Source organism: Agarivorans sp. B2Z047 (genome assembly GCF_023373605.1).
Lineage (GTDB): Bacteria > Pseudomonadota > Gammaproteobacteria > Enterobacterales > Celerinatantimonadaceae > Agarivorans > Agarivorans albus.
Map to the genome: position 1 here is coordinate 1,293,938 of NZ_CP088080.1, position 18,665 is coordinate 1,312,602.

The window sequence follows — 18,665 nt, forward strand, 5'->3', positions numbered from 1 at the left end:
ATTCTATCCTTAGCTCTTGTTTTGCTTAGCCATTAGCTGCGCGGTTAGCTGGCTGTAATCATCATTTACACCGCTTTGCTTAAGTTGCTTAAACCATTGTTGAGCCAGTGCTGGTTGCTGGTTGTTTAAGGCTGCCTCTACAGCAAAGCGGTACACCCATGAGGTGGCTTGCGCTGGAGATTGCAAAAAGCGCTGGTCATTAAGTACTTGTTTAAAGAGCTGCATGCCTTGGTCTTGGTAATTAAAAAAGTCTGGCACGCTGGTAAAGGTTACTGCGGCCGTTGCCTGCATATATATCGCTTGAGGAAGGTAGCGATATTGCTGCTGCCATTGCTCTTCACCAATCATATTTAAGGCTTTATCCATGCGTGCTAAGCCATCTTCGGTGTAGCGCATTTTGGTCCAAGGCATCCAAGCATCGTCACCTTTTAAAGTCTCGGTTCCACCCAGATAAAACAAAGTCCAAGGGTCTGAAGGTTGCTGCTGATGGACGAGTTGTAGCTCTTTATACAGTGAATCTAGCTGCGAGTAGTCGCCTTGGGCTGCTTGAAAGTAAGAGGCAAGTTGTTGCTCGTTAATGCTAGCGCTTGCTGAATAAGAGCAAACAAGTAGTAGGCTGGCTAAAGTAAGCTTTTTCATGATCAATCCTTGTCAGTGTGAGTACATGAGCAAGATTACGATTGATATTCCCTTACAGCTGCATGATGCGATAAAAGGCAAAACCGCCGGACTAAATGTCGATAGCGAAGGATGAATGGATTGAGAGTACCGTTATCGATGGCGACGCTTTTCTGTAAATTGCGGCTAGCATTGGATTGTCATTAAAACCTTATAAGTTAATCCTTAGCGCTGCCATTGCTGAGGTTGAATGGTTATTTGGAGTGGTAGCGTTGTTTACCTGTGAAAAATGCGCTGCTTGATGAGTTCACCATTTAAAAGCTGAATAAATATAAAATCTTAGAATTTACAGATTATAAACACTGCTTTAATGTCAGCTATTTATACAAATATTTTTTTTGAATCACTTATTATTTATTAACTACTTGTTTTAAAAGATATTAGTGTTTTGGTATGACAAGTGCATCCGTGTTTAGTGATATGTAGGAAATTACTTGCTACATCCTAAAAAGGAATTAAACATGCTGAATCTACGTCATTCATTGGTATTAAGCTTATTACTGGTGTTAGGTAACGCCCACGCTGGAGTGATAGTTGTTGATTACAATGGGTCTTTTGATGAGGCAGATGTAGTTGCAGAAGGTGGTTTGCCTGCTGGTGATTTTGACACCATTGGTGGGGTCGATGATGTTGCACTTTTCAATTTAGTGGAAGGTGAGAACGCCTTTTATGGTTCAATTTACAGCCCGCTGGACAGCGGAGATGTTTTCAATATTGGCATTACCGCAGGTATGCGTTTAGTGGGAGCCAGTATCGATTGGGGAACCAACTTGCCTGGTATTAATTGGACCTTCGGCACACCTATTTCACCTGATTATCGCCAACAAAGTACATTTGGCGCTACTGCGCCAACTTGGTTCCTTGAAGAGAGTTCTACAACGCCAGAAATTTTTACCATTCCTGAACTAGAAGATGGGGTTTTGGGTTTAAATGGCAAAAGTTTTGATGCACCAAGTTTAGATGTTACTGAAGGTATTTACTTGAGTAGCCTGCTTGATCAAGGCCACACTTGTGCACAAACCTATGTGGTTAATTTTCCAGATTATAGCCCTGAATGTGTAGAAGGAATCGATTATAAGCTTACCTTCATTGTTGAGAGCACTTTGCCGGTAACGCAGGTTTCTGAGCCGAGTACTATTTTGTTAGCTATGTTTGCGATGCTTGGGTTTGGTGTTTCAAGAAAAAGACTTAACAAATAACAAGCTAGTTACTTATTCATTAAAGCCTTGGTCTCACCAAGGCTTTTTTATTGGTTGGTTTAGCACTACAGCACAATACTAGTGGTAATTTTGCTGTTCACAGAGTTAGCAATAAAACAGTGCTGGTGGGCTTGATGATGCATTTTCTCAAGCTTGGCTAGGCTCACCTCTTGCCCTGAAAAAATCACTTTAGGGTTGAGCTTTACCTCTGTCATGGCCATTTTTCCTTGCTCATTTAAGGCCATTATTCCTACCGCTTTGTCTTCATAGCTATCCACTACCAAACGGTTTTTAGCCGCGATAGATAAGAAAAATAACATATGGCAGCTAGATAGTGAGGCAACAAAGGCCTCTTCTGGGTCAACGTTTGCTTCTACCGAGTAAGGCGGCGGCACCACATGCGGTGACGATGAGGCTGCAACAGTTTGGCCGCCATCAAAATGCCAATGGTGGCCTCGGCTGTAATGGTTGTCGGTATAAGCTTCATCGGTTTGGCGTTGCCACTCTACAATGGCGAAGTATTCAGACATAAACATTCCTGCGGTGAGTTAGCAAAGTTAAAACAACACGGTCTTAGCATGCTGCAGTCGTTAGTGCTTGGCAATGACAAATTCAAGCTTAAGGGCATGGGCTTGAAATTTATTGCCAAGCAAGCAACTCTAATGGTTAACAGCGTTTTTTAGGAACCATTATGCTCAACATGAATTTTGACCAAGCCTTGGCGATCGATACCGAACAAATGGACTGGCTAGCTAGCCCCTCTGCTGGGGTATTGCGTAAACCGCTAGAGCGAGAAGCCACAGAGTCTGGCCATGTAACCAGCATTGTGCAGTATCAGCCAGAGTCTTTTTTCCCTGAACATCCACATCCACAAGGTGAAGAAATCTTGGTATTAGAAGGCGTGTTTTCTGATGAGCATGGCGATTACCCAGCGGGTACATATATTCGTAATCCGCCAGGCAGCAAACATAGTCCTTTTAGCAAACAAGGCTGCGTGATATTTGTGAAACTTAATCAGTTTGATGCGCGCGACCTTACTCAGGTAAGAGTTAACACTAAGCAAACACCTTGGCTGCCGGGGATTGGGGGCTTGGAAGTAATGCCTTTGCATGAGTTTGAACATGAACATGTGGCATTGGTTAAGTGGCCTACCGGTGAGATTTTCCAACCGCATCGTCATTTTGGTGGTGAAGAGATTTTAGTTTTGTCGGGAGAGTTTAAAGACGAACACGGCAGCTACCCTAAACTTACTTGGCTGCGTAGCCCGCATATGAGTCAGCATCACCCCTTTGTTGAACAAGAAACGATTATCTTGGTGAAAACCGGTCACTTACCGGTAGAGAGTTAAGCATAATTGTAGGCAGAGGGATGAATCAGGACTCAACGAGAAAGAAGTAAGAGCGGTGCCCAATGAGGAGAGTCGGGCGGGCACCGCCCCTACAAAACTGTTTACTGATCGTGTGCTCATTTGTAAAAGCTAACTTGGTTGTAATCACCGGCTGCTATACCTATGTGGATAAGGCTTTGACCCAATTAGCTTTGTTTAAAGAGTCAAATAAATTGCCATATGACTGAGCGACCAAAATAGTATATTCTATTATTGTATTACAATATGTGATTTGGCTTACAAAAGCAGCGATTGTTTTGTTTTTGTTTATCTTAGCGATGACGACGTTAGTCGTTAGTGACTAGGGCCTGTTGATCTTTGGTGTTGAAATTTTATTCAAGATAAGCGGGCTTTAATCGCGGCGAGCACTTTGAAACCTAGTGGGCTAAGTGAAAAGTGTTCAACGAAGAGTAAAGTTCGCTTTTCTGAACCCTTCGGGCAGCATTTCTTAGCCATTTATTCAGCGTTAGCGAGTGATTATTAAGCCCACTTAACTTCACACTCACTGCCTTGCCTAAATGGCTAATAAATTGCTGTAAAAACCATCAGCAAAGCTCAACAGGCCATAACAACAAAGTCGCGCTCAATTGCGATAAGCAAAAAATACAGGTGCGTAAAAAAACCTACACCTGCCCATAACAAGATCTAAAGGATTAGATTTTTTTGTGTTGGCGTCTTAAACCTAGGGCGATAAGGCCGATGCCAAATAAAGCCAAGGTTCCAGGCTCCGAAACCGAGACAATGGCAAATTGACCGTTAAGAATGGTATCGCGAAAGGCTTCATCTTCATCACCAAGGTAAGGAGTATTCATATTGTCGGTGATGTTAAAGTTAAGCTGCCACACTAGGTTGTCTCCATTTTCCCAAAGCTCAAATAAGCTGCCGTAATCGGTAGAGAAAAAGTCTTCAGCTAGCGCATCGTCTATGGCTGCATCGTACCAGCTGTAGTCAAAAGACCCAGTTAGCGATACGTCACCCATTACTGCGCTGCCCGAGTTAACAACTAGCTGTGCCACTTTAATGCTGTCGCCATAAATAATCTCTCCACTGTTTTGGTCGTAGCCTAAAACGCTAGTGAAGTTAATATTGATGTTGCCACCCTGGTCGAAGCTAACGCCACCCGTATCGGTAAACCCGCCGCTTAAATCGTTGTAGTCAAAGGTCATCGCCCAGTTATTATTTAAGCCGGCGTTATAGAGTGGGGTATTAGGATTTCGGTATAAACCTGTAGCATTGCCGTTGCCAGACTCAGTAAAGCTTGAGTTGACATCTGGGCTGCAAAAGCCACCAGAGCAGTTGCCATTTTGCAGAGCCGAAGTAGCATGAATATTAGTGGTTAAGTAGTCTGCCTTGGCTGTGCTAGTACCACCTAAATTTAAGTAGAAGGGCACCGCATGGGCTACGTTTATGCTAGCCGCGAGCACCAAGGCCCAGCAGCAAGAAGGGAGTATCTTCATTTTACATTTCCATTATGAGTTGATGATAGTAATCAGCTTTTCCGTTTTACAATAATTGCTGACTTATTTGTTGTTAAGCAAAAAACAGACCTATCAATATAACCTTATAAAAAATATGGATATTGATTTTTAATTGATGCATCAAAGACTTATATAATGTAAAAAAAGTCGACAGCGATTTGTTTAAGCGAATTGATCTAGGGAGAAAGGATCTAAAATGAATGTGATTGAATTACGCGAGTACCAAATTAAATCTGGAAAAACCGCTCAATGGCTTAATTTGATGGAAAAGGAAATATTGCCCTACCAACGAAGTAAGGGGGTGGAGGTGATTAATAGCTACCTATATTGTGACGACAATGGCGATGAGTGGTTTGTTTGGTTAAGGCAGTTTAAAGATGAGCAAAGTCGCCAAGAGATTTGCAGCCAGCTGTATGATCAATGGTGGATTAACGAAGTACGCCCTAAGGTGTTTAGTTTAATTGAAGAAAGCAGCGTAAAAGTACGCACGCTGCAAGCGGCTTTTAGCGCAAACTAGATTAGCTGTACTTGCTAAGGCAATGCATTTTTAACTTGCTGTAGTAGCTGCTCTATTTGTGCCTTATTGTAAGTTTTCGAATCTAAGATTTGAGTACTCGCTCGCTCAATTAACTGGGCTGCTACAGAGGCTTTAAAGGGCGGCTCGCTGGCCGAATCGTTAAACAACATGTCTACCGCCTGGGCTGATATTGCCGCAAAATCTTGCTTAATGGTGGTAAGCGGAGGGTAGAAGTAGGCACTATCGGCGCTGTCATCAAAACCAATTACCGCAACCTGTTGCGGTACCGCTAAGCTATGTTCGTGTAGGGCGCGTAATACACCCAAGGCCATCTGGTCACTCGCAACTAATACACCTTCTATCACCGCGCCATTGCTCAATGCTTCACGAGTAAGGTGATAGCCACTGCTGGCCAACCAGTCTCCTTCAAGTTGAGCAACCACGGTAGCCTCAAAGTGCTTAATTTGGCTAAGCCAGCCCTGTAAACGCAGGGTTGAAGCAGTTGAATCGTGAGGGCCTGTAATGAGCAACAAACGTTGGCGTTGCTGCTTAAGCATTAGCTGAGCAGCTTCACTGGCTCCTTGATGATGTGCTGCACTCACCGAGTTAACTTGGCTGTTATTAGGAACATCGATAAAGACAAAATGCAGATCAGTGAACAGCTCTACCAATTGCTCGGCTTCTTCTTTAGTGAGAGGCAGGTTCACAATAATGTATTCAATACGTTGTGATTTTAACTCTCGAGTCGCTGTTACGATCTCTTGGTATGCGTGTTCATCTACCACAGCAAACGAGGTGCCGTAGCCATGCAATTGGGCTTGAATACGAATGTTGTTGGCAATAATCGAAATGCCATGCAGCGATACATCAAGGGTAATTAAGCCAATAACCTTAGATTTAGCCCCACTTAATAGCTGCGCTCCTTTGTTAGGCACGTAACCAAGTTTGTCGATAGCGGCATTTACTTTGTCACGTGTTTCTTGGGCAACATTACTGGCACCGTTGGTTACCCGAGAAACCGTTTGTGTAGATACGCCCGCCAACTCGGCAACCTGTTTAAATGTAACGCTCACCTGCAAATCCCTTGTATTTAGTTCACTGTTTCGCTTTAGCAAGCAAATTGTAACACCCAGTTTAAGGGAAATCTTAGTTGACCCAATAAAACGCGATTTAGCGCTACAGTAGTTACTGTGTTTTCGAAAACATAACTCGATCAATGCCACAGGTAAACGTTTTCCCTATCGATCTTGATCACATTGTGCTGGCGATTAAATAGCCTTATACACCAAATAGGCGCATATTTCGGCTAAATATTTACGCAAACACTTGGATGTTGTTATGAGTCAGATTGTTCACCTTTGTAGCAAAAATTGCAGCCTCATTATTAAGCTGGCTCGAGTGCCAGAAATTTTGCATTGGGGCAATAAAATAGAGCAGATAGATGAAGATATTCTGCTATCGACAGAGCGGCCAATTTCACAAGCCCGTTTAGATGTGGATGTGCCCTTAAGCCTTTGCCCTGAACTGGGCAGTGGCCACTTTAATGCCCCCGGAATAGAAGGGCACCGCAATGGTTACGACTGGGCGCCGGTTTTTACCACCACGGAACATTATTCAAGTGAAGGCTGTGCAGTATTCACTTTACGAGACGACGTTGCACACTTAGAGCTTAAGATTGAAATAGAGCTTGATTACGACAGTGATGTGGTGAAAAAGCGCATTAGCGTAACCAACTTGGAACACACCAAGTACTATCTCACTAAGCTTTCCGCCACTTTACCCTTACCGCATCACGCCAACGAGTTGATGACTTTTCATGGTCGCTGGAGCCGCGAGTTCCAAACGCACCGTCAGGCGTTCTCCCATGGTGGCTTTATGCAAGAGAACCGTCGTGGCCGTACTTCGCATGAAAACTTCCCTGGTTTGTTTGCCGGTAGCAATAATTTCGACCAGCAGAATGGTCAGGTGTGGGGCTTTCACTTAGGGTGGAGTGGTAACCATCAGTTACGTGCTGATGTAAAAAGTGATGGCCGACGTTTTGTGCAAGCTGGTGAGTTATTGTTGGCTGGCGAAGTACGTTTAGATTACATGCAAAGTTACAGCACTCCTTGGTTGTATGCCTGTGCTAGCAACACCGGTTTAAATGGTATTTCGGATCGCTTCCATCGCTATGTTCGCGCCAACATTATTAAGTTCCCTGAGAATAAACCTCGCCCAGTACACCTAAATACTTGGGAAGGTATTTATTTTGAGCACGATCCTGAATACATCATGAAAATGGCCAGCGAAGCCGCCGAAATGGGCGTGGAGCGTTTCATTATTGACGATGGTTGGTTTGTGGGACGCAGTGGCGAGCGCAGTGCCTTAGGTGATTGGTATTTAGATGAGAAAAAATACCCCAATGGCCTAGAGCCGGTTATTGCGCATGTAAATCAACAAGGCATGGAGTTTGGTCTTTGGGTTGAGCCAGAAATGATCAGTAAAGACTCTATCCTATTCCGCGAACATCCAGAGTGGGTGCTTGAGCTTAAAGGCTATCATCAACCTTCTGGCCGTTGGCAGTACGTACTTAACCTGCAAAACCAAGATTGTTTTGATTACTTGTTTGAGCGTTTAAGTGAGCTGCTTACTCGCTATAACATCGCGTACTTAAAGTGGGATATGAACCGCGAATTAGTACAGCCAGGGCATGTTGGACGACCAGCGGTTAATGGCCAAACTAAAGCGCTATATGCCTTGTTAGACAAATTACTAGCAACACACCCTAAGGTTGAAATCGAGTCTTGCTCATCAGGCGGAGGCCGCATTGATTTTGAAATTCTAAAACGTACTCATCGTTTTTGGGCTTCAGATTGTAATGATGCATTAGAGCGCCAAACCATTCAGCGTGGCATGAGCTATTTCTTCCCGCCAGAGGTGATGGGCGCGCACATCGGCCCAGATGAGAGCCATACAACCCGTCGTTGTCATCACATTAACATGCGTGGCATGACGGCATTAAGCGGACACATGGGGGTAGAGCTAGACCCAGTTAAAGTGGCTAGCGAAGAAAAACAAGCCTTTGCTCACTACATTGCGCTGCACAAAGAATATCGCCAGTTGTTACACAGTGGCCGAAGCTTTCGCTTAAATGCTTCGGATCATCGCCAACACATTAATGGCGTACAAAGTGACGACGAAATGTTGATCACGGTATGCCAGTTAGCGATGCCGGATTACGCCTTACCTGCACCCCTGCGCATTAGCTGTGTAGAGCCGGGAGCAAGCTACCAAGTTAAGTTGGTAGAAATGCCAGAGACCAGTTTCCAGTTAATGAAACAGCGCCCAAGTTGGTTAGATAAAACCCTCACCTTGAGTGGCGATAACCTGCGTGAAATTGGCTTAACCCTGCCGATCCTCGATCCCGAGTCAGCGCTAATGGTGCACCTGAAACGAATTTAGTTATTGAGTTTTTAGTATCAACCGAGTGGTCAGTGATTGCCGCTCGCCAACTTTTTGAAGGATTAACCATGTCTATAACAGTGTTCTTATCGTTCCTGCTGTTTACTGGCTTTGTGGGGGTATTTACCTACAACAAAGTTAAGAAAAACAAGCACGATTCCCAAGATGGCTACTTTTTGGGTGGCCGTAGCTTAACCGGTGGCTTAATTGCCAGCTCGTTAATTTTAACTAACTTAAGCGCGACCAGTTTTGTGGGTATGAGTGCGCAGTCTTACACGCACAACATGAGTGTAATGGGCTGGGAAGTGGCCTCGGGTGTTACCCTGATTATTATTGCCTTGCTATTAGTGCCTCGCTATCTAAAACAAGGTATTACCACCATTCCAGACTTTTTAGAAAGCCGTTATGACTTATCGGTGAAGAAGTTTGTCACCTTGCTGTTCCTATGCCAGTACGTGATTAACATTTTGCCTACTACCTTGTACGCGGGTGCAGTGGTATTAGGTGAAATCTTCGATATTCAAACTTTACTGGGTGTGTCTGAGTTTGCGGCTATTGCGATTATTTCTGCCACTATTGGCGTTTTAGGCTTCTTTTATGCCATTTACGGCGGTTTAAAAGCGGTAGTAATTGCCGATACCATTAACGGTGTAGGCCTAATTATTGGCGGCTTAATGATTCCGGTATTTGGTTTAATGGTATTAGGTGGCGGCAGCTTTAGTGATGGCTTACATCAAATTGTTACGGTTGCACCAGAGAAGCTGCAGTCGGTGGGCACCTCAACTGATCCACTACCATTCTCAACCCTGTTTACCGGTTTGCTGTTAGTAAACTTGTACTACTGGGGAACCGACCAATCTATTATCCAACGTGCTTTAGGGGCTAAAAACCTTAAAGAAGGACAAAAAGGGGTAATTTTAGCCGGTGGTATTAAAGTTATTTCACCATTGTTCTTAATTATTCCCGGGATTATTGCCTTCCATATGTTCGGTGCGGATGCAGGTAACCCAGATACGATGTATACCCGCTTAGTAAACGAAGTATTACCAAAACCACTAGTGGGCTTTTTTGTGGCAGTAATGTTTGGTGCCATTCTTAGTACCTTTAACGGGGTGTTAAACAGCTCTACTACTTTGTTTGCCCTTAACGTATACAAGCCTTTATTTGGTCATGGTAAATCAGACCAAGAGTTGGTGGCTAAGGGCCGTGTGTTTGGCGTACTTATTGCGATTATTGCAGTGTGTATTGCACCATTTATTATGTTTGCGCCAGAAGGTTTATTCCAATACTTACAAATGGTTGCTGGCTTTTTTAGTGTGCCAATCTTTACCATTGTATTTGTTGGCTACATTTCTAAGCGTGTTCCTGCTATCGCCGCCAAAGTAGCTTTGGTGGTGTTTGTATCATCTTACGCTGCGATGCAGTTAGTGTTTGAAACGCCTTTGCACTTCCTACACCAATTAGCCATATTGTTTGTGGTATGTACCATCTTAATGTTTGTAATTGGCGCCTTTAAACCACGCGAGCAAGACTATGTTATGCCTATTAACAAAGACATGGATGTAACACCTTGGGAGTTTCGTTTTGAAGCATCGGCCATTGTGCTTTACATGGTATTGGGCGCGTTCATCATGTTCTCAGATATCGGCTTAATGTCAGATGATCCTACATTGCTGCAAACTTACGGATTCTGCGGTTTGATTATGCTGGTGGGTATCTTCTTCAGACACCTTAAACGTAAACAACTTCAGCCAGAAGCTGAAGCAAGCTAATTCTTAGCGGGCTTTTGCCCAGCCTTAGCGCTGGGCTTTTTTATGCCTAGGAAAAAGGTTAATCGTTAAGGCTTACATCGCTTTAAACAAATGGTTGGCGCTGCGGCTTACCGGATATTCGCTATTGTCTTCTAATGCTACGGTGAGCTTGCCAAGCATGTTTTTGTTCACCCGTTTAATGGCGTTAACTCGAACTAAGGTTGAGCGATGAATCTGCCAAAATAATCCCGGTTCAATTTGGCCTAGCAACTCTTTTAGTGGCGTTCGAATAACGTAGTCACCTTGCTGGCTGCGTACCGTGGTGTATTTATCTTCCGCCACAAATGCCAAAATGTTATCGATGGCAATAAGTTCTACCGCCTCTCCTTTACTGGCTCTTATCCATTGTAAGTATTCGGGCTTTTCGTCTAGTGCTTGCACTAATGCTTGAAGGTCGTAGCTGGGGCTAGCTTCAGCACTTGTTTGGCGCTGCTGAATACGTTGGCAGGTTTGCAATAAACGCTGCTCATCAATGGGTTTAAGCAAATAATCAACGGCTTGTTGTTCAAAGGCTTGAATCGCATATTCATCAAAAGCAGTGGTGAATACAATATGTGGTGGTTTAGCTAGCTGGTTGAGCTTTTGTGCCACTTCAATGCCAGTCATGCCGGGCATACGAATATCCAGAAAAACCACGTCGGCGGCCAGTTGTTCGGCAGCGGCTAAGGCGCTTGGGCCATCGCCGGCCTTATCTACAATCTCTAACTCTGGCCAACATTCCCCCAGCATTTTGTCTAAATGAAAACGCAGTAAGGGTTCGTCATCAACAATTATTGCTCGCATGGAAACTCCAATTTGGCCAAGGTGCCGCCGGTTTCTAAAGCTTGAATATGTAAACTAGCTTGATTGGGAAATAAGCTTGCTAGCCGTTTTTGGATGTTGCTCAAGGCCAAACCATGGCCTTGTTTGGCGGCTTGCTTAAAGCCAACGCCGTTATCTTCGATAGTTATTTGCCAGCGCTGCTCGTCCACATTAATGCGCACATTTACATGGCCGCCTTCGGCCTTTGGTTCAATGCCATGAAAAACTGCATTTTCAACTAAAGGCTGCAATAACATGGGTGGTAATTGGCGCTGGTTAAGCTCTTGCGAAGTAAGCGTTACTGAATACTGCAGGCGCTCACCTAAGCGAATTTGCTGAATCGCTAAATAGGCACTAATACCTGCTACCTCATCCTCTAGGCGAATGCTCTCTTGGCGGCTTTTTTTAAGGGTAACTCTTAATAGCTCGGTGAATTTATCTAACAGAATTTCTGCTTGCTTGGGCTCTACTGCGATGAGTGCTTTTAAATTAGCTAGAGTATTAAACAAAAAGTGCGGCTCAATTTGGCTTTGCAGTAATTTTAGTTGGCTGTAGGTAAGTGCTTGCTCCGCTTTTAGCTTTTCTAACTCGGCTTGTTGCAGCGCCGAAGCCATGCTTAGGTTTTGCTCGCGGCTAAAAAAGTAGTAGTAAATAACGGCACAGAAAAATAAGCCAATAATCACTACTTTAAGCATTAAGGGCCAATCAAAGTCATCGTAATAAGGGCTTATCCAATACCAAGTATGGGCGCTGCCTATACTTAAAGTGAGCGGGGCGCTCAGCACGAATGCCCAAAAGCTACTCATTTTGGGAAACATGGTATCAATCAACATAGTGGTGCAAGTACCTACCGTGCCAAAACCTAAGGCAATAACAAAATGCATCCAATAGGGGCCGCCCCAAATTGCGTTGGTGAGGTAGGCAATGGGGAAGGAAAACAGCGCGCAAATTGCCAACGAGCGCCACACTGATAAAAGGCATTTATTGTTCAAAAGAGTCCCTCGAGTTTTATTAAACCAACTTTGTTTTCCGGTAATAAGCTATATACCGCATCACTCGCTCCACCAAGATAGCGCAGCCTTGCGCCAAGCGTCCATCCTTGGCTAAATTCGTAATCCAGCCTTGCTGTAGCGATCACGCCGCCGTCTTCTGGCGCTAGCATTAAATCAAACGCCGGTTGCCAATCTTCTATGTCACGATGCCAATGCAGCATTACATTGTGTTGCAGCAAATTTTGACCATTAAACACTTCACCTTGGGAAAAGCGTAAGTTGCTAATGTCGCCACTTTGTTGCTGTAAGTAATAACTAATATCGGCGACGTGTTGCCATTGTGTTTGGTTTAGCGCGCGGTTATCAAACCAATATTCTAGGATAAGGTTATCACCATTTAAATTTGCCCAGGTCATGCCTATTAGTGCTTGAAAACCATGATTAAATTCTTGTTCGATTACTGGTGATACTTGACCAATATTACTGCTGTTTAGTTGGCTAACACTGCACTGATAATGCTGCTGGTAACGGCTCTCGGCATGTAGTTCCCAAGCATCACCAAAGGTGGTGACCCATGTTCCACCTAGGTTAAGCGCGCGTTTATTGTCGTAATAGCTTATTGCCTGCCATTCGCTATCGTTATTAAGTTGATACCAACGTAAACCTAGGCCGCGTTGCTGTAGGCCTTCTGATTCGGTTGCTAGGTAAGAGTCGGTATAAAATAAAGCATATTCGCCATTGCCACTAAACTGGCTAAGGCTTAATACGCCCACTCCTTCTTCTACTTGAATTGCTACCGGGTTACGCCGATACGGCAGGAACATATCCAAAGGGCGAAAACCATAACTTACGCCTAAGTCGATGCGTTGTTTACCAACTAACAAGTCTCGCTCGGCTAGCTCGGTTTTCCAGAATAGCTCGGCCACAATTAAATCATGCTGGTTATCTTGCTTTTGTTTGGCTTGGCTTAATGCCACTAGCTGCCCTTGTACATTGCCATATTGAGGAAACCAGCGCAGGGCTGCATCGCCAAACCATTGGTCCTCACTGTCGAACACCGGGCTATTTGAAGCGCTAGCAAAACCGCTATCTAGTTCTAAATGCCATTGCTGTTGCCAAGCTGCTTGGCTAAAAGTACTGGTAAACAATAGCAGCCAAATAAAACGAAATTGAGCCAAAACTTTTCCTAGTTAAATCGTGTCCTTTGAGCATTAGCTTACGAGAGTGGCTAAGGGAACTGATTTGAATGCGATAAACGGTGAGTTAAGTTGATAAAGTGTTTTAACAAGCGATAAGTGGTTGGGGAGTTATTGAGGTTTTACGTGGGTTATTGGAATGTGAACTGTTTGGGTGAACTAAATAGGTTTTGCACCTTTATGTGTTAGCTACAGAGTTAAGGCTTTCGCCTGCGGCGACGTCATTAGGCTTCAACGAGCAAAGCTTAGCTAAGCAAAAAGAAAACTCGCCCTGCATCTTCTTAGATCCTCCGTTGCGCATTCACAAGGGAGTTGAAGTAACTCGCTACGCTCAAACAGACTTCAACTCTGCTCCCTTGTTCATTTGCGCTACTCGGCGAAGATGATGGGATTGAAAAGCACAGTCTTGGCTATCGAGTATGTGATTACTATTTGTGGGTCGGTTTTTTAGGAAACAAGTATCCAAAGTGTCGCTGTTGATTTCAGCTTTTCAACAATGAAGTTCTGAAGGAGGGTGGAGAAACAATTAGAGGAAGAAAGAAGTACCCAGAGTGCCGCTATTGATTTTAGCCCTTGAACCATGAGGTTCAAGGCGGGAAACAAGACCCTACCGTAGGCTTCTCAGTCGGGCTGAGCATGCTCAATAGCAGGGAAAAATTACCCTTAAGATACAATTATCGGCTCAGGGACATCACCAACTGGCGAACACCCCAGGAAACTAAACTCTTTATACACTGTAGTAAAACTTCGAATACCCTGCGAGTACTCTATTCAACATTACCCACTGGTTGGCTCTGCTCTAGCAAGGCGCGTTCAATGGTGTTTTGTAGCTCTACTATGCGCTGATTCATGTTATCAGCATAATTCTGATTTTTTGCTTGTTCGTTATGCAGCTCGTAAGAGAGGTGCAAACCAACCATAATGGCTAAGTGCTCGGTACTATTAACGCTGCTCTTTTCTTTGAGCGCTTCTAAACGTTGAGATAATTCGTCGGCGGCTTGGCGAAGTTTATCTTCTTCACCTACCGGGCAAGCTACACGGTAGTTCTTGCCTAACAATATTATGTCTACGCCCTGCGTCATGATTCGCCTTAGCTAAACTCTATTATCGACTGAATATATAGCGCTGCGCGTTAACTTGCAACCATTGTTGCTGCGGCTTGGTGCAAGCTGCGGCAATAACGAGCAGTTTGCTGTAAAGCTAAACAAATCTGCGTTATCGGTCTCATAAAACCCAGTTTGTTTGCTTGAATATCACTAACGATTTGTCCACCATAGCCAACTATAATTATTTGAGCGTTAACGCTAACGCCAGTTTACAAAGTTTTTTAGGTAGACAGGATACAAAGCTTCATGGCGCAAGCAGGCAGTTTTGCCGATGAACGTCGCAGATTTTATCGCATTGTTTACCCAGTGCGTTTGATTCAGCTCCTCATAAAAATGGTTAACACTAAAATTGCCAATGTTGACCCTCAAGGCCGCAAAAAATCAGAAGTGAAAGACGCTTACGCTGCGCAGTTCATGCCGATGATGTATTTAGATGATCATGTTTTCCCGGTGTTAGATGTATCTGAAGGTGGCTGCCGTATTCAATGGCGATCTTCAGCGGAGCCGTTGCCTATTTCCAGCAAAATATTGGTGGGGCGGATCATTTTTCATAAGGACCTAAGCAAAATTGTTGATTACCTGCCTAAAGATCTCCAAGACGAATTCGAAGATTTAAGCCTGCTTTACAGTACCGAAGGTTACGAGCATCAGTTCGAGGCGAGAATTATTCGCAAGATTGAAAACAAGCGCGATCCTTACCCACAGTTGTGCCTGCAATTTACCAAGGCCACTCACATGTCAGCGCGATTTATTCGCCAACAAGAAAGCACCTTAATTAAACTGTTTCGCGATCAATATATTGAGCGAGTGCGCCTGCGCCGCCAACAGCTGAAAGAAGCTCAGCAGAAATAGCCCATAAACTGCCACTAAATATAGGTTTAAAAATGGCTGCTACCCTTAAGCAGTGTTAGGATTAGCCAACTAAAAGTAGCTAGGTATTTAATGTGACTAAAATTGCATATCCAGATTACGAAGATCTGGGTGAACTACTCATAGGTTCAAAAATATTGGTAAGCCCTGCCGAAGTTCATGGTCTGTTAAGCGGCCTACTGGCAGCGGGTTTACCCAGTGATGGCGACTGGATGAGCCAGATTAATGCGCTTATTAACGATGGCCAGGGCCTACCTGTTGAGATTAAAAAGCAGTTAAAAATTGTAATGGAAGCTACCCACAGTGGTATGAGCGACAGCTTGTTAGGTTTTCAATTAATGCTGCCCGATGACGAAGTAGTGGTTGAAGAGCGCACCGAAGCCTTAGCCCAATGGGTGCAAAGCTTTTTGGTAGGTTTTGGGGTAGTGCAAAACGACCTGAATAAACTCTCGGAAGACGTACAAGAGCTGGTTAAAGATTTTACCGAAATTAGCCAATTATCTTCCGATTTAGATGATGACGAAGAAGAAAACGAACAAGCACTTTTCCAAGTGGTGGAATACGTGCGTATTGGCGCCATTACTATCTTTGCTCACCTAACTGCCAGTGATAGCGACCAACAACAACCTACATTGCATTAAACACTCATAAGCCAAGGAGTTGCTGTGTTTTTACAACGTCGTCAGCAGTTATTTGCTGCCATGTCAGATAACAGTGTTGCGATTTTCTGTGCTGCCGAAGAACAAACGCGCAGCCGCGATACTGAGTTTCCCTTTCGCCAAGACAGCGACTTTTATTACTTCTCTGGGTTTAACGAACCTAGCGCATTGTTATTGCTGATCAAACACGCTGGCGAAACTCGCACTGTGTTGTTTAATCGCCGTAAAGATAAGCTAGCCGAAATTTGGCAAGGCCGCCGTTTAGGCCAAGAGCAAGCCGTTAGCGATTTAGGCATGGATAAAGCCCACGCTATAGAAGAGCTAGGCGAGCACTTGCATCTTGAGCTAGATGGTTTAGATAAGGTGTATTTAGCGCAAGGGCGTTACCCCGCTTACGATCAACAGATTTTTGCTGCCATCGAGTGTTTACGCAATGGTTTGCGCCAAGGCTTTAAAGCGCCTAAGCAAATCGAAGATTGGCGACCCATTGTTGATGAAATGCGCTTGATAAAATCTGCTGACGAAGTGGCGCTAATGCGCAAAGCCGGTGAGATTTCTGCCGCTGGCCATGTGCGTGCTATGCGCAGTTGTAAAGTAGGCATGTGGGAATATCAGTTAGAAGCCGAAATTCATCACGAATTTCTAATGGCTGGCTCGCGCGCACCCGCTTACGGCACCATTGTTGGTGCTGGCGACAACGCTTGTATTCTGCATTACACCGAGAACGAAAGCGTGATGCAAGATGGCGATTTAGTGTTGATTGACGCAGGCGCCGAATACCAAATGTATGCCGGTGACATTACCCGTACCTTCCCAGTAAACGGCAAGTTTAGCCCAGAGCAAGCCAAGCTTTACAAGGTGGTTTTAGACGCCCAGTTAGCCGCTTTAGATATGTTAAAACCGGGCGTGTCGATTTATGAGGTTAACCAAGTAGTGCTAAACATTATGGTAAGTGGCTTGGTTGATATAGGCATTATGCAAGGTGATGTAGCCACACTTATTGAAGAAGAAGCCTACAAAGAATATTACATGCACGGCTTAGGGCATTGGATTGGCCTAGACGTACACGATGTGGGTGACTATTACGATGTAAAGCGCACTCGACCATTGGTAGAGGGCATGGCCATCACCATTGAACCTGGCCTGTATATTCCTGCAGATGCCGAAGTACAAGCGGCTTATCAAGGCATAGGTATTCGTATTGAAGACGATGTGGTGATAACCAGCGATGGTCGTGAAATTCTGACCAGCGATGTGCCTAAATCTATCGCCGAAATAGAAGCGCTAATGGCAAATGGCTAGTATGAGCAAGGCTCAAATCCAAGACCAAGAGCAGTATCAGCACTTTGATATTGCCATTGTGGGTGCGGGCATGGCAGGCGCAAGCCTCGCCTTGGCCTTAAGTAATGGCCGCACTGAGCAGCCATTGCGCATTGCGGTTATCGAGGCCGCCGAGCTAAATTTTGGCCAGCACCCAGGCTTTGATGGTCGCGCGATTGCTTTATCGGCTGGCTCAGAGCAGTGGCTTAAACAGCAAAATTTGTGGCAGTACTTAGCGCCACATACCTGCGCCATAGAGCATATTCATGTTTCAGATCGTGGCCATTGCGGGTATACCACCTTAGATGCTCAGGAGTATCAGCTTGATGCTCTAGGGCAAGTGATAGAGCTAGAACATGCGGGTAGAGAGTTTCACACTTTACTTAGCCAGCGCCAGCAAGTGCAGCTGTTTTGCCCCAACAAGGTAAACAAGATTGAGCAGCAGTCTGAGCAAGTACTTGTAGAGCTAGATAAGCAGCAAACCATTAGTGCTAGTTTATTAGTGGGCGCAGATGGCGCTGAGTCACTAGTGGGTAAGCAAATAGGCAATCAACAGCAACATGATTTTGGCAAATTTGCCTTAATTGCCAATGTGCAGGCCGAGCAAGATCTCGCTGGTCGCGCCTTTGAGCGCTTTACCGAAGATGGACCATTAGCGCTATTACCTATGACCGACAATCGTTGGTCGGTGGTTTGGTCACTTACTGGCGAGGATGCTCAGCGCCTGCAAGCGGCCAGTGAAAGCGAGTTTTTAGCGGAGCTACAACGCGCTTTTGGTTACCGTGCTGGGCGCTTTATTGGTGTAGGCAAACGTGTTGCCTACCCACTGGTACTGCGCCACTATCCACGCTTATTTAGCCACCGTTTATTGGTACTCGGCAATGCCGCCCATGCGCTGCATCCTATTGCCGGGCAGGGCTTTAATTTAGGGCTGCGCGATGTGGCAGCTCTGGCGGAACTAATTCAACAGCAGTGGAGCTGCGGCGGAGATCTAGGCGCGCACAGCCTATTAGATGCATACCAACAAGCGCGTGAGCAAGATAATGCCCGCACTATCTCTATGACATCTACGCTGGCTAGTTTGTTTGCCAGCAACGACAAAACTTCGGTGGTTCCACGAAACCTTGGCCTAATGGCTATGCAACTTTCACCTCGCTTTAAATCGCTGCTAGCGAAACAAAGCTTAGGTTTATATCTCTCTTAATCAGGA

Annotated in this window: 17 protein-coding genes and 1 other RNA gene; 9 read left to right on the forward strand and 9 right to left on the reverse strand. The window is 44.8% G+C overall.

Going from position 1 to position 18,665, the window contains the following annotated elements; all coding sequences use genetic code 11:
• Nucleotides 1–9 precede the first annotated feature (9 nt).
• Entirely contained in the window at nucleotides 10–639 is a 630-nt protein-coding gene (locus LQZ07_RS05985; protein WP_152780339.1) for a hypothetical protein, read from the reverse strand.
• Nucleotides 640–1,139: 500 nt separating this feature from the next.
• On the opposite strand from LQZ07_RS05985, the gene LQZ07_RS05990 reads away from it, so the two are divergent.
• Nucleotides 1,140–1,877 (forward strand): PEP-CTERM sorting domain-containing protein, encoded by a 738-nt coding sequence (locus tag LQZ07_RS05990; protein ID WP_152780337.1) that lies wholly within the window; start codon nucleotides 1,140–1,142, stop codon nucleotides 1,875–1,877.
• 65 nt (nucleotides 1,878–1,942) lie between these two features.
• Here the strand turns inward: LQZ07_RS05990 and LQZ07_RS05995 are convergent, their stop codons facing one another.
• The gene (locus LQZ07_RS05995; protein WP_152780335.1) at nucleotides 1,943–2,407 is read right to left on the reverse strand and encodes an OsmC family protein; all 465 of its coding nucleotides are present in this window, start codon (nucleotides 2,405–2,407) and stop codon (nucleotides 1,943–1,945) included.
• A gap of 161 nt (nucleotides 2,408–2,568) precedes the next feature.
• On the opposite strand from LQZ07_RS05995, the gene LQZ07_RS06000 reads away from it, so the two are divergent.
• Complete coding sequence (locus LQZ07_RS06000; protein WP_152780333.1) at nucleotides 2,569–3,225, forward strand: cupin domain-containing protein; 657 nt, start codon at nucleotides 2,569–2,571, stop codon at nucleotides 3,223–3,225.
• Between the two features lie 692 nt (nucleotides 3,226–3,917).
• On the opposite strand, the gene LQZ07_RS06005 is transcribed toward LQZ07_RS06000, so the two are convergent.
• On the reverse strand, nucleotides 3,918–4,721 hold the full coding sequence (locus tag LQZ07_RS06005; RefSeq protein ID WP_152780331.1) for a PEP-CTERM sorting domain-containing protein: 804 nt from the start codon (nucleotides 4,719–4,721) through the stop codon (nucleotides 3,918–3,920).
• Between the two features lie 217 nt (nucleotides 4,722–4,938).
• On the opposite strand from LQZ07_RS06005, the gene LQZ07_RS06010 reads away from it, so the two are divergent.
• Nucleotides 4,939–5,259: an NIPSNAP family protein gene (locus tag LQZ07_RS06010; protein WP_152780329.1), complete on the forward strand. Its 321-nt coding sequence runs from the start codon at nucleotides 4,939–4,941 to the stop codon at nucleotides 5,257–5,259.
• 14 nt (nucleotides 5,260–5,273) lie between these two features.
• Here the strand turns inward: LQZ07_RS06010 and LQZ07_RS06015 are convergent, their stop codons facing one another.
• Entirely contained in the window at nucleotides 5,274–6,332 is a 1,059-nt protein-coding gene (locus LQZ07_RS06015; RefSeq protein ID WP_249483566.1) for a LacI family DNA-binding transcriptional regulator, read from the reverse strand.
• A 265-nt stretch (nucleotides 6,333–6,597) separates the two neighbouring features.
• Here LQZ07_RS06015 and LQZ07_RS06020 point away from each other — a divergent pair, with 265 nt between their 5' ends.
• Nucleotides 6,598–8,700 carry an alpha-galactosidase gene (locus LQZ07_RS06020; protein ID WP_152780327.1) on the forward strand — a complete coding sequence of 701 codons (2,103 nt, stop codon included), beginning with the start codon at nucleotides 6,598–6,600 and terminating at the stop codon, nucleotides 8,698–8,700.
• Between the two features lie 68 nt (nucleotides 8,701–8,768).
• Nucleotides 8,769–10,472, forward strand: coding sequence for a solute:sodium symporter family transporter (locus LQZ07_RS06025; protein ID WP_016403182.1), 1,704 nt, complete (start codon nucleotides 8,769–8,771; stop codon nucleotides 10,470–10,472).
• A 72-nt stretch (nucleotides 10,473–10,544) separates the two neighbouring features.
• Here LQZ07_RS06025 and LQZ07_RS06030 read toward each other — a convergent pair whose 3' ends face one another.
• From LQZ07_RS06030 to zapA, 5 genes are all read right to left on the reverse strand, one after another.
• Nucleotides 10,545–11,294, reverse strand: a complete 750-nt coding sequence (locus tag LQZ07_RS06030; protein WP_152780325.1) for a LytTR family DNA-binding domain-containing protein — start codon at nucleotides 11,292–11,294, stop codon at nucleotides 10,545–10,547.
• A complete protein-coding gene (locus LQZ07_RS06035; protein ID WP_152780323.1) occupies nucleotides 11,282–12,304 on the reverse strand; it encodes a sensor histidine kinase in 1,023 nt (340 codons plus the stop codon). Before LQZ07_RS06035 ends, LQZ07_RS06030 begins: the two co-directional genes overlap by 13 nt.
• On the reverse strand, nucleotides 12,301–13,482 hold the full coding sequence (locus tag LQZ07_RS06040) for a hypothetical protein (RefSeq protein ID WP_152780321.1): 1,182 nt from the start codon (nucleotides 13,480–13,482) through the stop codon (nucleotides 12,301–12,303). Before LQZ07_RS06040 ends, LQZ07_RS06035 begins: the two co-directional genes overlap by 4 nt.
• Nucleotides 13,483–14,039: 557 nt before the next feature.
• Nucleotides 14,040–14,220, reverse strand: a non-coding RNA gene (gene ssrS, locus LQZ07_RS06045) — 6S RNA.
• 47 nt (nucleotides 14,221–14,267) lie between these two features.
• A complete protein-coding gene (gene zapA / locus LQZ07_RS06050; RefSeq protein WP_152780319.1) occupies nucleotides 14,268–14,582 on the reverse strand; it encodes a cell division protein ZapA in 315 nt (104 codons plus the stop codon).
• A gap of 270 nt (nucleotides 14,583–14,852) precedes the next feature.
• On the opposite strand from zapA, the gene LQZ07_RS06055 reads away from it, so the two are divergent.
• The 4 genes from LQZ07_RS06055 to ubiH all read left to right on the forward strand — a co-directional run bounded on the left by LQZ07_RS06055 (nucleotide 14,853) and on the right by ubiH (nucleotide 18,659).
• The gene (locus LQZ07_RS06055; protein ID WP_152780317.1) at nucleotides 14,853–15,458 is read left to right on the forward strand and encodes a hypothetical protein; all 606 of its coding nucleotides are present in this window, start codon (nucleotides 14,853–14,855) and stop codon (nucleotides 15,456–15,458) included.
• A gap of 92 nt (nucleotides 15,459–15,550) precedes the next feature.
• Nucleotides 15,551–16,117, forward strand: coding sequence for a UPF0149 family protein (locus tag LQZ07_RS06060; protein ID WP_016403173.1), 567 nt, complete (start codon nucleotides 15,551–15,553; stop codon nucleotides 16,115–16,117).
• 24 nt (nucleotides 16,118–16,141) lie between these two features.
• Entirely contained in the window at nucleotides 16,142–17,437 is a 1,296-nt protein-coding gene (pepP, locus tag LQZ07_RS06065; protein ID WP_249483568.1) for a Xaa-Pro aminopeptidase, read from the forward strand.
• 1 nt (nucleotide 17,438) lies between these two features.
• Entirely contained in the window at nucleotides 17,439–18,659 is a 1,221-nt protein-coding gene (gene ubiH / locus LQZ07_RS06070; RefSeq protein WP_152780315.1) for a 2-octaprenyl-6-methoxyphenyl hydroxylase, read from the forward strand.
• Nucleotides 18,660–18,665 lie beyond the last annotated feature (6 nt).

Bases quoted from the DNA above. Each gene is read 5' to 3' on its own strand.
- LQZ07_RS05985 (WP_152780339.1), bottom strand. From the start codon at position 639: ATGAAAAAGCTTACTTTAGCCAGCCTACTACTTGTTTGCTCTTATTCA.
- LQZ07_RS05990 (WP_152780337.1), top strand. From the start codon at position 1,140: ATGCTGAATCTACGTCATTCATTGGTATTAAGCTTATTACTGGTGTTA.
- LQZ07_RS05995 (WP_152780335.1), bottom strand. From the start codon at position 2,407: ATGTCTGAATACTTCGCCATTGTAGAGTGGCAACGCCAAACCGATGAA.
- LQZ07_RS06000 (WP_152780333.1), top strand. From the start codon at position 2,569: ATGCTCAACATGAATTTTGACCAAGCCTTGGCGATCGATACCGAACAA.
- LQZ07_RS06005 (WP_152780331.1), bottom strand. From the start codon at position 4,721: ATGAAGATACTCCCTTCTTGCTGCTGGGCCTTGGTGCTCGCGGCTAGC.
- LQZ07_RS06010 (WP_152780329.1), top strand. From the start codon at position 4,939: ATGAATGTGATTGAATTACGCGAGTACCAAATTAAATCTGGAAAAACC.
- LQZ07_RS06020 (WP_152780327.1), top strand. From the start codon at position 6,598: ATGAGTCAGATTGTTCACCTTTGTAGCAAAAATTGCAGCCTCATTATT.
- LQZ07_RS06025 (WP_016403182.1), top strand. From the start codon at position 8,769: ATGTCTATAACAGTGTTCTTATCGTTCCTGCTGTTTACTGGCTTTGTG.
- LQZ07_RS06030 (WP_152780325.1), bottom strand. From the start codon at position 11,294: ATGCGAGCAATAATTGTTGATGACGAACCCTTACTGCGTTTTCATTTA.
- zapA (WP_152780319.1), bottom strand. From the start codon at position 14,582: ATGACGCAGGGCGTAGACATAATATTGTTAGGCAAGAACTACCGTGTA.
- LQZ07_RS06055 (WP_152780317.1), top strand. From the start codon at position 14,853: ATGGCGCAAGCAGGCAGTTTTGCCGATGAACGTCGCAGATTTTATCGC.
- ubiH (WP_152780315.1), top strand. From the start codon at position 17,439: ATGAGCAAGGCTCAAATCCAAGACCAAGAGCAGTATCAGCACTTTGAT.